The 15,761-nt window shown below is 51.5% G+C and carries 9 protein-coding genes; 5 read left to right on the top strand and 4 right to left on the bottom strand.

Features of this window, described 5'->3' with window-relative positions; genetic code table 11:
• Positions 1–30 precede the first annotated feature (30 nt).
• The 4 genes from IPF95_03280 to IPF95_03265 all read left to right on the top strand — a co-directional run bounded on the left by IPF95_03280 (position 31) and on the right by IPF95_03265 (position 5,107).
• Positions 31–2,586: a T9SS type A sorting domain-containing protein gene (locus IPF95_03280; protein ID MBK6473716.1), complete on the top strand. Its 2,556-nt coding sequence runs from the start codon at positions 31–33 to the stop codon at positions 2,584–2,586.
• Between the two features lie 125 nt (positions 2,587–2,711).
• Positions 2,712–3,245, top strand: a complete 534-nt coding sequence (locus IPF95_03275; protein MBK6473715.1) for a hypothetical protein — start codon at positions 2,712–2,714, stop codon at positions 3,243–3,245.
• 162 nt (positions 3,246–3,407) lie between these two features.
• Positions 3,408–3,938, top strand: a complete 531-nt coding sequence (locus IPF95_03270) for a 3-hydroxyanthranilate 3,4-dioxygenase (GenBank protein MBK6473714.1) — start codon at positions 3,408–3,410, stop codon at positions 3,936–3,938.
• Positions 3,939–4,081: 143 nt separating this feature from the next.
• Positions 4,082–5,107 (top strand): amidohydrolase, encoded by a 1,026-nt coding sequence (locus tag IPF95_03265; GenBank protein ID MBK6473713.1) that lies wholly within the window; start codon positions 4,082–4,084, stop codon positions 5,105–5,107.
• A 279-nt stretch (positions 5,108–5,386) separates the two neighbouring features.
• On the opposite strand, the gene IPF95_03260 is transcribed toward IPF95_03265, so the two are convergent.
• Entirely contained in the window at positions 5,387–9,223 is a 3,837-nt protein-coding gene (locus IPF95_03260; GenBank protein MBK6473712.1) for a gliding motility-associated C-terminal domain-containing protein, read from the bottom strand.
• A 221-nt stretch (positions 9,224–9,444) separates the two neighbouring features.
• On the opposite strand from IPF95_03260, the gene IPF95_03255 reads away from it, so the two are divergent.
• Positions 9,445–11,346, top strand: coding sequence for an amidophosphoribosyltransferase (locus tag IPF95_03255; protein MBK6473711.1), 1,902 nt, complete (start codon positions 9,445–9,447; stop codon positions 11,344–11,346).
• Between the two features lie 2 nt (positions 11,347–11,348).
• Here the strand turns inward: IPF95_03255 and IPF95_03250 are convergent, their stop codons facing one another.
• The 3 genes from IPF95_03250 to IPF95_03240 are packed head-to-tail and all read right to left on the bottom strand — an operon-like array spanning position 11,349 to position 15,747.
• A complete protein-coding gene (locus IPF95_03250) occupies positions 11,349–13,079 on the bottom strand; it encodes a hypothetical protein (GenBank protein ID MBK6473710.1) in 1,731 nt (576 codons plus the stop codon).
• Positions 13,076–15,190, bottom strand: coding sequence for a hypothetical protein (locus IPF95_03245; protein MBK6473709.1), 2,115 nt, complete (start codon positions 15,188–15,190; stop codon positions 13,076–13,078). The genes IPF95_03250 and IPF95_03245 overlap by 4 nt, the downstream gene beginning before the upstream one ends.
• Positions 15,191–15,228: 38 nt before the next feature.
• The gene (locus IPF95_03240) at positions 15,229–15,747 is read right to left on the bottom strand and encodes a DUF2480 family protein (protein MBK6473708.1); all 519 of its coding nucleotides are present in this window, start codon (positions 15,745–15,747) and stop codon (positions 15,229–15,231) included.
• Between the last annotated feature and the right edge of the window lie 14 nt (positions 15,748–15,761).

Raw genomic sequence — 15,761 nt, 5'->3', positions numbered from 1 at the left:
CAGGATGATCCTCAAACCAGAATTGAACATATGAAGAACTTCTACCAGACCATTGCTGCAATGGCGCTTGCGGCACTCATGTCCGCAAATTCCGTTGCGCAGACGAACGCAACGCTAACGAGTGTTGCGCAAAAAGCAGGTTACGCATTGAAAAAACACTCCAATGGTATTGCCGCGCCGGTCGATCTTTCGCGTGGAGGCAGCGCGAACGATGAATGTGCGGATGCGATCGTTATCACCGTGGGCCCGAGTTGTGTGCCCGTTGCAGGAACCGCTACAGGAGCAGGGGAGTCACTAGCTCCGAATACATGCAGTACATACACTTCGCCAAGTGCGAATGATGTATGGTTCTCATTTGTTGCGACCGGTACGGTATCGGTCATCTCCGTAACGGGCGGAGGCGATGATGTGGGCGGATACGATCCCATTATTGAAGGGTATTCTGGCGCTTGCGCGTCATTGGTGTCGATCAACTGCATCGATGCGACGCTGCGTGGAGAAGAGGAAATGCTTACGCTCAATACGGTGATCGGAACCACCTATTATTACCGGGTCTATAACTGGGATTATGGTGCGGCGCAGACCATTTTGGACTTCACTACCTGTGTTTATACTCCTACTGGAGTGCCGGCCAATGATCAGTGTACTGGGGCAGTTGTCCAGAATTTGTCCATCGGTGGTTCGGTGACCTTTAATGGTGACAATACCGGTGCATTGGATACTGAGGGCTTTGGCATACCACAAGTATGGGAGGCGTTCACGATCACCGATTGTGCATTTTTGACCTTGGATTACTGCGGAACAACGCCAGCATTCGAGAACTTGTTCATCAACCTGTCCGTTGGCTGCCCTGGAATCGATGCGATCATCAATACGGGTTACGAGAATACCTCGTGCGTGGATGGTAATTACACGGTACAGTACCAGTATGTACCAGCTGGAACGTACTACTACCCTGTGCTGATGGACGCCACCGCAACTGGTCCTTATACCATTAACGTTTCCGCCGTGGCATGTCCTGCTGGTTTTTGCGATGCAAGTGCTGATTCATGCGATGAGTATATCGCTCAAGTGATCTGCGGTACCATTGATAATACAACATTGTGCACGGACGGCCCTGCGGTTGACTATACGGCACAGAGTACCGATGTTCCTCAAGGCTCGTCATTGGCGATCACCGTATTGAATGGACCTAATGTCTATGCGGATGATCAGGTAGCGGTCTGGGTGGATTGGAACCAGAACGAGAATTTCGCCGATGCTGGAGAAGCGTTCATACTCGTTTCTGCGGATGCTAGCGTGACATTCACGGGTACGATCGATGCACCTGTTGACGCGGTGTTGGGGTCAACGCGCATGCGAATCAGAATGATGTGGCAAGGAACTCCCTCTCCGTGCGGAACATCGGGGTATGGCGAAGTTGAGGATTACTCGGTCAATGTGGTAGGGCCTATTGCTGCACCTGTGAACGATCTATGTTCCAGTGTTACGGCACAGGCGCTCAATGCAGGTGGGTCGTTGACATTCACCGGAACAACAGCCGGAGCTACGAATACCAACGACTTCGAAGCAGGTTCAGACCTGGAGGGGCTTAACCCTACCGTTTGGCACGCGTTCACTACGACGGAATGCACGAATGTGACCATCTCCTATTGCGATACGGACCCTGCATTCGAAGGTGTCTGGATCTTCTTAAGCCCAGGCTGTCCTGCAGGAAATGATTACTTACTTGCATCAACTACCGATTTTACCACATGCGTTTCGGGCAATGCGACCATGGAGTACATCGCGTTGGAGGCTGGAACCTATTACCTACCCGTGCAATATGATGCCGTAGCTGCAAATGGTCCATACAGCATCAACGTTTCTGCCGTTGCTTGTGCTCCAGGTTATTGCGTAGCAGGTGCTACAACATGTGATGAGTACATCGCACAAGTGACCTTCGGAATGATCAACAACACAAGTGGCTGTTCGGATGGACCGGTAGTGGATTATACAGCACAAAGCACCACGATCACACAAGGTTCAACCGTGTCCATGACGGTGTTGAATGGACCTGCTTTTTATCCAGAGGACCAAGTTGCTGTTTGGGTGGATTGGAACCAGGACGAGGATTTCACCGATGTGGGTGAAGCGTATGCGTTGGCATCTGCTGATGGCGCTGTATCGTTCACAGGCGACATCATGGCCCCGTTGAATGCAACATTAGGTAGTACCCGTATGCGGATCCGTATGCTCTATACAGGCAACCCATCACCTTGTGGCAACGCTGCATATGGAGAGGTTGAGGATTACACGGTCAACGTGGATCTTAGTACTGGCTTGAGTGTGATCCAGGACATTGCTTGGAGCGTATTCCCAAATCCGAGCAATGGTGACATTACCATTACCTATGGTGGCGAAAGCGACAAGGTCATCATCGACGTATTGGATCTTACAGGTCGTATGATCCATTCTGATGTACGCGCTCTTTCCTCCGGTCAGCAAGTACATTTGAACTTGGCCGGTGTACTGGCAACGGGCTCTTATGTACTTCGCTTGAGCGGGGCACAGGGAGTTGCGGAACAGCGCTTTGTTGTGCGTTGATCAGTTGAAGATCGAATAGGAAACGGGCGAGCAGAAATGTTCGCCCGTACTTATTTCAGCAAGCTTTGCCAAGGCCTGATCGGGAATGAACGAACCTTTGCTCCTGAGTTGTCGTAATAACGCACATGGAATTCATTGCCACACTTCGAATTGTTGGAGCAGCAACGCTCTTATTGGTATCCAATTATTGTGCGGCTCAGGAGGCGAGTGATGAACGTATCCCACTAATGTTCACCAATGGTTTGGTAAAGTCGGAAGGCACGAAATTGGATAGCTGCACGGTCATCGTTTATCAGAACAACGACAGCGTTCATTCACAGGTCACAGGCCGCTCGGGCAAGTATGAACTCCTACTAAAGCAGGATCAAGAGTATGGTATTATATTCCAACGGGAAGGGTTCGTTCCCAAGAGGATCATGATCGATACGCATGCCAAGATCACTCCGGAGAATTTTGCAAGCCTGAGCTTGGCAATGGTCATTAACCTGATGAAGGCCGAGAAATTCGATGGTGCCAATACCGACGCGTTGGACTTCCCATTCGCAATAATGAAATACGATCCGAAGTTGAATGGCTTTGGTGAGGACCCGGCTTATACGGCGGGTGTCATGCGCACCAATGGAGCGTTGCTCTTGGCCGCAGGTCGATCAGGGAAATAGGGGCGCATTTTTCAGTTCGTTCCCGGTTGCAGAGCCGTGTGAGCATTGATCGTGAGTGGCAACGCCCATCAATACCATTACAATATGGAATTCACTGCGGACTGAAGATCTGTTGGCATCAGGCTGAAGGCTTACCTTAGAGGCCGATCAAAACAAGCTGCCATGCCAATCCGCAAGCCCTTCAACGTACACAAGTGGATCGAAGACAACCGCGATCTGCTCAAACCGCCTGTTGGCAACAAGAACCTATACAGCGAAGCAGGCGACTACATCGTAATGGCCGTTGGCGGCCCCAATGCGCGCAAGGACTATCATTGGAACGAAACCGAAGAGCTCTTCTACCAACTCGAAGGCGACATTGAAGTAGGGATACAGGAAGATGGCAAGGCCGTTACCATCCCGATCAAACAAGGCGAGATGTTCCTGTTGCCCGGCAAAACACCACATCAACCGCGTAGGCCAGCAGGTAGTGTGGGCTTGGTGATCGAGTGCAAACGCGAGGACCGCGAGATGAAGGACGGCCTGCTCTGGTTCTGCGACAAATGCAACAACAAACTGCACGAGACTTACTTCGTCCTACACAACATCGAAACCGATTTCATACCGCGCTTCAAGGAATTCTATGGCAGCAAGGAACTGCGAACGTGTAACGAATGCGGTCACGAAATGGAGACCGATCCCCGATTCACGTGATCGGTTGAACGATCTTGCAGATCCACAAACTTGCCTTTGATCTGCGTTTATCATCTTTTTTCAGCGTCATCAGCGTTCCAATTCTTCGACCAACCACTCTCTCAATTGTCTAATTATCTGATCGTCTGATCTTCTGATCATAAATGGCCGAGATCTTCTCCATAGACATCCACACGCACATCCTCCCGGAGAACATCCCGGATTTTGGTTCGAAGTACGGCTACCGTGGCTTCATTCATTTGGACCACCACAAGCCCGGTTGTGCGCGCATGATGATGGACGATAAGTTCTTCCGCGAAGTGCAAGCCAACTGTTGGGACCCGCGCACGCGCATGGACGAATGCGATCAGCAGCATGTGCATGTGCAAGTACTCAGCACCGTGCCGGTAATGTTCAGCTATTGGGCCAAGGCGAAGGACACGTTGGACCTTTCCATGTTCCTCAACGATCATATTGCAGGCATTGTAGAAAAGCATCCTACGCGGTTCATCGGACTCGGTACGTTGCCCATGCAGGACACGGAGCTTGCGATCCAAGAGTTGGAGCGGTGCAAGAAAATCGGTCTTGTGGGTGTGCAGATCGGAACACACATTCACGGTGTTAACCTTAACGAGCCGCGCTTATTCCCGATCTTTCAAGCATGCGAGGAATTGGACATGGCATTGTTCGTACACCCGTGGGATATGATGGGTGCCGATCGGTTGGACAAGTATTGGTTGCCATGGCTGGTTGCAATGCCTGCGGAAACAACGGTTGCGATCAGCTCCATGATCTTCGGTGGTGTGTTGCAACGCTTACCCAAGTTGCGCGTAGCCTTTGCGCACGGCGGTGGGTCATTCCCTGCAACAATAGGTAGAATAGAACATGGCTTCGATGTACGCCCTGATCTCTGCGCAGTGGACAACAACGTGAACCCACGCGATTACCTCGGTAAGTTCTGGATAGACTCATTGGTCCACGATCCTAAAGTGTTGCAATACGTCATGGAACTCTTCGGCCCGGCCCGCGTTGCCTTGGGCACGGACTACCCATTCCCCCTCGGCGAATTGGAACCCGGCACCTTGATCAAAAGCATGCCGTGGGACACTACCACCAAAGAACAATTGCTCAGCGGTGCTGCATTGCAATGGTTGGGGTTGGAGAAGGGGAAATTCCTTCCCGGGATATAGCCCGAAAGGATAATTCTGATTCCTAATACTCTGAGGTCATATTGTTGGATCGATCTTCCTTTGGCTGGTTTCGATCTTCGATTTGTTCCGTTCGGGAGCAGAACTACCTCCTACATTCTTAAAAATACAAATTCGGAAAGCTGAGCACTACAGTTAATAAGGATCAGCAATTAGCATCAGCGCTCATCATAACCATCATAAAAATCAGCGTTCCTCTTTCTTAGACCAAGCAGTCACGAAATTATCTGATCGTCTAATTATCTGATCTTCTGATCGACGTCACCGAACCAAATTCACATGCCCATACAGTATGCGCCTGTTCCCGGTGATCTCGCTCACGTGGATCTTCCACACGTAGGTGTCGATCGGTGAGTCCACGCCTTTGTATGTGCCATCCCAAAAGCCGGTAAGTTGTTCCGTGGAGAAGATCTGCTCGCCCCAGCGGTTGAAGACGTACAGTTTATAGGTTTTTATCTCTTTGCCCCACGCTCGGAACACATCGTTCACGCCATCGCCGTTCGGTGTAAAGGTGTTGGGCACGTAGAGTGATCCATCCAACAGGATCGTAACCACATCGGTGTTCTTGCATCCGTTCACATCGGTAACGGTAACGGTATAGGTGGTGCTGGAATCCGGCTTCGCGATCGGCGAATCACAGGTATCGCAGCTCAAGGTCTCAACGGTCTCCCAAACAAGAAGTCCGTCGCCAACGGCACCGAGTTGTGCGGTATGTCCCCACTCTATGATCTGATCCGGATCGGCCAACACGTTCGGTAAAGGCCAGGTGGTAAGTGAGAGTGTTGTGTTGCCAATGCATCCGTGCTCGTCGGTTACTTCAATGCTGTAGGTGATCGGTCCCCAGACCACAGCGATCGGTGATGCGGTATCCGGATAGTTCAACGCTTCCGGTGGCGACCAACTGTACTCCACACCACCGTTCGCAAAGAGTTGCACTTCCGCACCGGGACACACGATGGTATCCGGCCATGCCGCTGGTTGCACGGTGATCAAACTCACACGAACACTGTCGGTAATGGAACCGCAAACATTCGTGGCAACCACGTAATACGTTGTTCCAATGATCGGCGTTGCGGTGGTGCTCTGCGTATTCAAAGCAGTAAGATCCGCTGATGCCTGCCAATTCCAACTATCCGCAACCGGGCCAGTGAGGAGTACGGAATAACCTGTACAGATCGCGGTATCCACGAGTACCGGGTCTGGAACTCCATCAATGACATAGATGGTGATCGAATCCGTAACAATACATCCTTGGTCGGATACGATCGTGACGTAATACGTAGTCGTATCCAATGGCGTTGCTGTCGGCGTTTGGCTGGTTGTGCTGGAAAGAGTAGGGTCGGGATCCCAACTCTGCACGGTGCCGGAAAGCAAGCTCAGTTCAATGTCGTCGCCTATGCAAACACTCGCATCGGGCATGGCCGTTCCTGCTGGAATATCCACGATCACATTCACGGATGCGGTATCCGTTCCACAGATGCCACTGGCAACTACGGTGTAGTTCGTTGTGGCTGCAGGTGCTGCGATCGGGTCCGCAATGGTCGGGTCGCTCAATCCTGTTGTTGGTGACCAACTGTATGTGTCTCCACCCGAAGCATTCAATTGGATGGAACTACCAGGGCAGATGATGGGTGCGGGATCCACGCTCGCAACAGGTCCGCTGTTACTTATTACGGTGATCGATGCGCTATCCGAAGGCGAGCAACCGTAGCTATCGGACATGACCAAGGTGACCGTGAACGTACCTTCCTCCGTATACGTATGGGTTGGCAAGTAATCCGTACTGGTACCGCCATCGCCGAAGTTCCACAGGAAGGTGTTTCCTCCGGTACTGGTGTTCGTGAACTGTACATCGCTCGGGAAACAGATCGTGTTGGGTCCGGCGATGCCGATCTGCACATTGGGTGCTGCGAGATCGAATTTGAATACACCGAGATTGCAATTAAAACTGTTGTTCGTATTGCTCCATGCACCCGGCGTGGTCGGGAAATCGCTATTTGCGCCACACCCCGCACAAACGGCTTGGTAAACCGTTCCGTTCTTGTCGAAGCGGGAAGTGCCACCATCCACATGTTCACTGCTCACCGCACCGCCGAAGAATGTTGCGTAATTGAGTGCATCGGCATCGGGTTCCAACACCATCAAATAGAAGTCACTTCCATCGGTCGTGGATTGGAATGCACCGGGAGTTGTAGGCAGGCCAATGGTAGTGCTGTTGATGGGTACACCTACATTATTGGTGCCACCACCCCAACCACTGAAATAGATCTGTCCGCAATCGCTTACCAGAAAAGCAGAAGGCGAAATATCCTCGTTGCCATTCCCGTTGCCGATCCGCGTGCTCCAAATCGATGTGCTGAGGTCATTACTGAACTTATGGATGAACTGCGAGCTGTTCGGTACTGCGTATTTACCCGGAGTAACGGGATACGCACCATGCGTTTGGCCAACGATGTAGACATTATCCAGAAGGTCCAATTGCACGAGAAAACTTTGATCGTAATTGTCCGTGCCCACGAATGTTGTGGATAACAAGGAGCTACCGTCCGGTGAATAACGCGCTATGTATCCATCGCTCGAACCGAAAAAGGACCCTGCTGCTGGCGACCCGGCCGTTGGTAGGTTGGAACTTTGCGTGCCACCGGTCGTGAAGATGTTCCCAGCACTGTCGAATTGAACACCGAAACCCGTGTCGTCTTCCGTTCCGCCATGGTACGTGCCCCATTCCATCGCAGTAAGCGCTGCATTCAATCGGAAGAAATAAGCGTCGTGTGCTCCTCCGGCATTGGTTGCCTGTGGCGCGCCGGGTGATGTCGGCATATCGATACTGGCAGTAATAGTAGAGATCACCGGTTTTTCATTGGCATCCAATGCGATCTCTCCTCTGAATTGATCACCGTAGTTGAAATTCAGCGGACCGGTATTGAGGCCATCGTTACCCAAGCCGCCAACGTACGTGCAACCGATCAATGATGTCGCAGTTGCATTGAAATGTGCAACGTAGATATCAGATCCGTTCGGGTAATTGTAACTACTAACGAATGCCACGGACCCACTATTGAAAGAAGGGTCGAAACATCCTGCGGTAACAGGCATATCGCTGGAACCAGTTGAACCCATTACGAAGAGTTCGTTGTTCGTGTTCACCACCAAACTGTGTGGCAGATCATCGCCAGTGCCACCGAGATAGGTGCTCCATACAAGTGTTGTTCCATCAGGCGACCATTTGGAAATTCCAACGTCGCACGTACCTCCATTGAAGATCGGATCGAGCACGCCAACGGTCGTTGGGTACCCGATGTCGAACACATTTCCGCCCCCGTAAAGGTGCCCGGTGGCATCGTATGTTGCAGTGAAACCGAAGTTATCTCCGGTACTTCCGGAAAAGGAACCGAAGGTGAGGATCGGGTCGATGATCAACGTGCGTGATGCGTCGATCGCTTCCTCTAATGCAAACGACAATAAATTATCCTTCAAGCTGAATGCCGACAGGATCTCATCATCAACGGAGCCATCAGCATAAAAGCTCACGGGTGCCTCCTCGACTATCTCACCGGCAGTTGTGCGTACCATCAACCGATCATCCTTGAGCACGATGTCGTCATGACCTTCGAAGCGCAACTTGATCTGATCAGGATCTGCTCCGGGAGCAACGATGAACTCGTATTTCAGTCCGCTTCGTCCATCGAAGCGAAGGTCGATCCCGGGCCAAATATCCTTTAGGAGCACTTCTCCGAACAGCGCACAACCGGTTCCCCATTTGGTGGGGTCGTCACCGAGGAAGAAATTCTCGTAATGAGGCTGCTTCATCCGGCCTTCGCTGCCCTGCGCATGACCACCCACGAATTGGACCCGATAGGCATGGGCATGAGCAGGTTCATCCAGCGATTCACCTGCATGACCATGCTGATGTCCGCCGGAACGCAGCACGTAGATAAGCGCCTCGCGCTCCACGAACAAGGCTCCCCCGGGGAATTCCACGCGGTAAAGCACTTGGTCGGGCCATTGCCCCTTGTTCTCCGTGAACGAAGCAACAGGAGTAGCTGCAAACCCTACGCCGACAAGGCATAGGAAGAATATGGAAAGGATAGCTCGCATGGAACCGCTCTGGCGGATCAGCTAAATTACACCAGATAGACATGAAAGAGGGTATTCCAGTTGCCTCGAAACCTTCTGGAAACCAACATGAACGGTGTTTTTTGTGTGAGTTCCCCTTAAGCATTAGCGAATAAGGGTGATCCGCCTAGAGTGGTTCCGGTTAAGGCAACACGCATTTTCAACGAACTATCTTTGCATTCTTAACCGATGAGCCTTCTTCCATGAGCGACGCGATCAAGCATGAATGTGGCATTGCCCTGATCCGCTTGCGGAAACCCTTGGAGTATTACCAAGAGAAGTACGGTACGCCGCTTTATGGCCTCAATAAGTTGTATCTCTTGATGGAGAAACAACATAACCGAGGACAGGACGGCGCTGGGGTTGCAACGATCAAGTTGGATCCAACACCAGGCCTCAATTTCATCGACCGCTCCCGCAGTACGGATAAACAAGCGATCCAAAAGATCTTCGCCAAGATCCACGGTGGATATAACGAGGCTATTTCATCCGATACGAATTGCTTGAATGATGTTGCCGCATTGAAAGAGCGGATGCCATTCATGGGTGAGTTGCTAATGGGCCATTTGCGCTATGCTACATTCGGGAAAGATGGAGAGGAAAATTGCCATCCGAGACGCCGGTTGAACAACTGGATCACGCGCAATCTGGTCGTTGCAGGGAATTTCAATATGACCAATGTCGATGAACTATTCGACCTGTTGGTGAGCATTGGTCAGCATCCCAAGGAGCGCAGCGATACCATGACCGTTCTGGAAAAGATCGGACATTTCCTGGATAAGGAGAACGATCGCTTGGTGCAACTTCACCAACAGTTGGGATATAATGATCGGCAAGTGACCAAGATCATGGCTGAGAAATTGGACGTGCAAAGCATACTCAAGCAAAGTGCGATCGATTTTGATGGCGGCTATGCGTTGGCGGGAATGATCGGTCACGGTGATGCGTTCGTACTTCGGGATCCAGCGGGAATTCGTCCTGCGTATTGGTATGCCGATGATGAAGTTGTGGTGGTAGCGAGTGAACGGCCGGCCATTCAAACAGCATTCGCGTTGCGCACGGAAAACGTGAACGAATTGACTCCGGGTTGCGCGTTGATCATTCGCAAGGCCGGAACGTTCAGTGAAGAAAAGATCCTGGAACCGTTGGAAAAACGTTCGTGCAGTTTCGAACGGATCTATTTCAGTCGCGGCAGTGATCGCGATGTGTACCAAGAGCGTATGGCGTTGGGTCGATCGGTCTGTCCGGCCATTCTAGAAGCTGTGGACCATGATCTGGAGAACACGGTATTCAGCTTTATTCCCAATACCGCCGAGGTGGCGTTCTACGGAATGCTGAAGGAATTGGATGATCAGTTGGACAAGGTGAAGGAACGAAGGATCCTTGCACTGGGAGCGAACCCATCCGCAGAAAAGATCCGATCCATTCTGGCTTTGCGACCGCGGTTGGAAAAGGTGGCGATCAAGGATGCGAAACTGCGCACATTCATTACAGCAGATGACGCACGCGATGACCTTGTTGCGCACGTATACGACATTACCTACGGCAGTGTGCGCCGTGATGTGGATGATCTTGTGGTCATCGACGATAGCATTGTGCGCGGTACCACGTTGAAGCAGAGCATCCTTAAAATGCTCGATAGGCTAGGGCCGAAACGGATCATCGTTGTAAGCAGTGCGCCCCAGATCCGGTATCCCGATTGTTATGGGATCGACATGGCGAAGATGGGTGATCTTGCGGCGTTCCGTGCGGCCATTGAGTTGCTGCAAGAGACCACGCAAGAGAATATCATCGACGATGTTTACGATCGCGCCCTTGAGATGGTAAGTCGACCGTTCACTGAGCAGGAGAATGTGGTAAAAGCGATCTACGCACCATTTACTGCGGAACAGATCAGCGATAAGATCGCCGAGATGCTAACGCCACCGGATATTAAGGCCGAGGTAAAAGTGATCTACCAGAGCATCGAGGGTCTACATGCCGCTTGCCCGGACCACTTGGGTGATTGGTACTTCACGGGCAACTATCCCACACCGGGTGGAAATCGCGTAGTGAACAGAGCGTTCATCAATTACATGGAGGGGAAGAACGTGCGGGCTTATTGAACTTATTTCATGGCGCTCACAGCGATCCGCAGATCATGCAACTGCACGGATCCATTCCCGGACTGAAGAACATAGATCGCCAGGTCTTCATCGGGATCTGCTGGAGGTACATTGAAGGAGTGGTTCCATGTTCTCCATGGTCTGTCATCGGCTAGGCGAATATCATTGAGCGGGAAGGTCTGGTAAACGCGATCAGTTCCATTCTTACGCAGCGAATAGACCAACTGGGCCGAATTGGATGCATTGTGTTCCACGGCACTGCGGCCGCACGAAAGTTCCACACGTATTGTCCTGTGATCAGGAAGGATTTCCGGAGTGACAACCAAGGCCAGCGAGAGGCGCTCCTTCTCGTTGATCACGCCACTCGTATTACCCGTGTAGAACGTTGTGTCTGCTAGTTGATTTAAGCCGTTGGGGGCGAACGGAGGAGCCATGTTCGACCATCCGAACCGATCACGCCACTGATCGTCGGATCGTAAAAATATCATGGCATACTTCTCTTTGTCCATATTGAATGGATGAATGATCCCGTTCTGGTATTGCCACGTTTGGAATAGTTGAAGAACCATCAGTGGGATGGCAAGTCCGAATAAGCCATTCCGGATCGGAGTGCGCAATGACTTGAACAGAACTGCAATAGGAACGGCAAGCAAAGGAAGAATGTCGATCAATGGTCGCATGCCGTAACCGTAACCGTAGTACCAACTCCACCAGGCACTGGTAACGTAGATGATCAACGCGGACCCGATCCAAGCAAGTACACCGATCCCGCGCCATCGCACGGTGATCAACATCAGACCCAGTATCGCCAACAGCAGCAAAGGCCAGTAGAAAAAGAATCCCTTCCGTGCACCAAATAGCACCGACCAGATATGTGGATCGCTCCAGTTGAATCCTTCACCCGCATAAGGATCCACCCACCAAAGACCACATTGCAGATACCATGCAAGCGGTTGAATGAACAGGATGGCAAGTCCAACGGATCCAGCGATGATCCAGTGCTTGAGTTCGTGTTCACGGATCCATACCAACAACGGTCTTGGTTCAGTGATGGCCACCAGCGGAAGTGCAAGAATGATCAGTGCGTGGGTCGGACGTACCAATAACGCTAGACCGAGAACGATACTTGTCCGAAGCAGTCCGTAATTGCCGCCGTGCCATGCTCGTTGCGCCTCGGCCAAAGCAAGTGCAATTAGCGCAAAGCCATAAACATGTGACATGGAAGGCGTGATCACCGCGTGATATAAAAGGCCGCTTCCGAAAGTGATGACACTTAGCGTCATTGCGGTGATCACATCGCTCATGCCCAACCTCAGCAACACCTTCCGAAGTTGAAATAGACCGAACACCAAATAGAAGAATGCCGCAACACCAACAGCGATCTGATAGGGCATGCTCATTGCGGTCGGGTCGGTGTAACCGGTGATGGCGGTCCATGCTTTTGCAGCGAGAAAGAACGGCGCGATGAGTAGGGGAGTGCCGCAATAATATTGGATCACCCGGTTGTTACCCGCTGGTGTAAAATGCTGTTCTGCTGCGTCGGCTTTCGCTAGGTCGCCCTCAATGAAGAGTCCTGTCAGGTACGCGTAATAGCCCACGCCATCGCTGTTGATCGCTGTGCGCCACGCGTTGCCATTGTCGCCGGCATAGCGATAGGTATACGAACTGCCGATGTATAAAAGTCCAGCCAGTAAGATCACAACAAAGGACCACTTCCCTATAGTGAACTTCATGGCACGCGTTCCGATCGCCCTTCCTTGCAGAGGTCCTTCAATTGTTTGGCCGTGCCGTTCACTATGGCATCGCCGTGCAACACAATGCGCGAGTCCTTATCAGAGGAGAACTTGGCACTTGCTGAAAGGTCGATGACGCAACCCGGCATCACATGAAGCACCGAGCCACCGGTCACGTTGAGTTCAGCGTTATCGTCAATGAGAACATGTGCACCGGACTCGATCACGAATGTTGTTCGTTTACTGAAAAAGCGTTCGTTCCGAACGGTATCAGGGTCAGCAATACGCGTAGGTGTTCTTGAACGATCGATCGTAACAGAACGACCTTCCGCAATGTGAAGTGCATAGTTGTTCGTGTCAACAGGTGTGTGCAACACAATGCTATCACCACACCACCGTACATCCTGATCCACTAATGTCATATCATTCCGAACCTGCAACACGATGGAACCATCCGTTCGCTGTTCGGTCAGTTCCACGTTGATCCCGGTTAAGTGAACGACCCTGTTGTCCGGTGGTGATCCATTGTATTTCGTCTTGCCGGAAGAGCTGGTAAGCGTGAGCATATTCGCCAAAGGCGGGTTCGTTCCAAGACCTAGTTCGCGATTGCCGTTCACTGTGAAGATCTGTCGGGCATGTCCATAGAACATGGCCTCGTCGATGTAGTTACCGTTGCGCACCTCAACCTTCGGAACGATGCCATCTTTCGAACGCATGAGCACATCGGCACCACGCGTATCGAACAATGGGGCTTCCAATTCACTTGCGCCTGACAGTGGATTAGCGAGACCATCCTTTACTATCAACGGTGTTGTATTTGCGGGCCACAGGCATTCGAAACGTACCGTGTCGCCTCGGAGATACATATCATAGAACCCGGAAGCTGGCAATGCACGCAAGTAGTCGGCTTCTCCACGATAGATCTCCTTGCCCGATTTTTCTTCACGATCCACTTGCATTACGGCAAAGATCCCTGGCACGACACCTTGTACGCATGGCATGTCTTTTTCGAAGTGGAACCGATCCGTAGGTGAGCCATTGTTTTTCCAACCTTGGTGATTCTCCAGCCAAAGGAACTGCGGATATTCATTTGTGTTGAGGTATGGCATTTTTATCCGTAATGCATCGCCGGTCGTAACGAAATCACGGATCACGTACACTCCTGTATCGCCATTCAAAGGATCCAGATCACCGTTAACGCAATTGGAATTTGCGTCTCGTGCATTGATCCTGCTACAACCATCTTTCGCTCGCCATCCCAGTCGATCCCGGTCCCATGCGCAGGCGGTAAGCAATGAGCTGTTCGCTGCGCCCATCATGCTCCAACCACCTTGCAGCGACATGAAATAGCTTTGGAACATAGGTGCGTTTCCACCACCACTGTGAAAATTATTACCGCCGAGCAACAGGTGATTGAACTCATGTTTCAGGATCTCGAAGGGTAGGGCATTCATGCCTCCGAAGCGGCTTTGAGAATCGCTTTCGTAGCCGACTAATTTTCCGGGGCTGCCGCTATCCACGCTGCCTTGTCCATGGGTGAGTCTGCTGTTCCGAACGATCACCATCACATGGTCGTAGCTGTGCGGGTCGTCGGGTCCGGCCTCTTTCGGAAGCCCTGGTTTACCGCCTCTTTTCCATAGGTCGAAGTCCGAAATACTGAGGTTGTGATGGGTTTTAAGTCCGTTGCGTGAGCCGAGTTCTTTCACGGCCAAAGTTCCCAAGCCGAAGACGTTCTTGATCGAAGGGTTCTCACCTTCTTTGATCGTTACGATCTCATCGATGTAGTCACCCAGCACTTCGAATTGGCCCAACGAGATATCGTGGTAATACCGGCTTACCATTGCTATAGGTGCGCGTGAAAGCTGCGGGTCGAAAACGTCATCTTTCCAAACGGGAAGTTTGCCTTTGGGCCAATGATCCGAACCGCCGGGATTCGGGTCATCACTAGGAGTTTTATCGTACTCGATCTCGGCGAAGATCAACAGTACACGAATGGTGCCATGTGGCGAAAGCGACCAACCGTTCTCACTAAATGGAACAGTGGCGGTATCTACTTGAGCAAAGAGAAATGCATGCGCCAAGAGCGCGATAAGAACAACCAAGGAACGCATGCCGTGAAGATACGTTGGGCAGTTGGAAGTTGAAAAGACTATGACGTCGACGGTTTCGGTGCTTTGTATAATGGCACTGTGCTACATGGCTCGCCGAACATCAAGCTCTTCACAACGGGTAACAGTTTGGCACTGAGTTCCACGTACGCATTAAGTGGCACGTGTACTTTGCTGCAACCCTTTACCACCACACGAGAATCTTGGTAAGGAGCACCATCCAATTGCGCAACGAACCGTGTAAAGATCGCACGCTCCAATTGTTCAAGATCGCCTTGCGAAACGAATGCTGCGTGTGGTTGCAATTGTGTAGCTACCAACATATACGCCCACGTAGGTATGATCGCATCAGCCGAGCAATGCACGCTCACGAATTGGTCGTTGTATTGCGCCCAGTCATGCTCCTTTACGAATGCGCGAAGGTCAGCTTCTTTCAACGCTACCTCTTCCCAGAGCAATGGCTTCAGATCGAATACCACACGCTTTCCTTGGGGGTAGAGCTCTTCAAGGTCTAAGGTGATGATGCCACTGCTGGCTACTTTGTTGATGATCTCTGACACGCGACAAAGTTACC

It is taken from the genome of Flavobacteriales bacterium (genome assembly GCA_016704485.1).
GTDB lineage: Bacteria > Bacteroidota > Bacteroidia > Flavobacteriales_F > PHOS-HE28 > PHOS-HE28.
The sequence above is the reverse complement of the archived record's forward strand: the minus strand, read 5'-3'. Positions and strand labels throughout refer to the sequence as shown.

Bases quoted from the DNA above. Each gene is read 5' to 3' on its own strand.
- IPF95_03265 (MBK6473713.1), top strand. From the start codon at position 4,082: ATGGCCGAGATCTTCTCCATAGACATCCACACGCACATCCTCCCGGAG.
- IPF95_03260 (MBK6473712.1), bottom strand. From the start codon at position 9,223: ATGCGAGCTATCCTTTCCATATTCTTCCTATGCCTTGTCGGCGTAGGG.
- IPF95_03270 (MBK6473714.1), top strand. From the start codon at position 3,408: ATGCCAATCCGCAAGCCCTTCAACGTACACAAGTGGATCGAAGACAAC.
- IPF95_03275 (MBK6473715.1), top strand. From the start codon at position 2,712: ATGGAATTCATTGCCACACTTCGAATTGTTGGAGCAGCAACGCTCTTA.
- IPF95_03250 (MBK6473710.1), bottom strand. From the start codon at position 13,079: ATGAAGTTCACTATAGGGAAGTGGTCCTTTGTTGTGATCTTACTGGCT.
- IPF95_03280 (MBK6473716.1), top strand. From the start codon at position 31: ATGAAGAACTTCTACCAGACCATTGCTGCAATGGCGCTTGCGGCACTC.
- IPF95_03255 (MBK6473711.1), top strand. From the start codon at position 9,445: ATGAGCGACGCGATCAAGCATGAATGTGGCATTGCCCTGATCCGCTTG.
- IPF95_03245 (MBK6473709.1), bottom strand. From the start codon at position 15,190: ATGCGTTCCTTGGTTGTTCTTATCGCGCTCTTGGCGCATGCATTTCTC.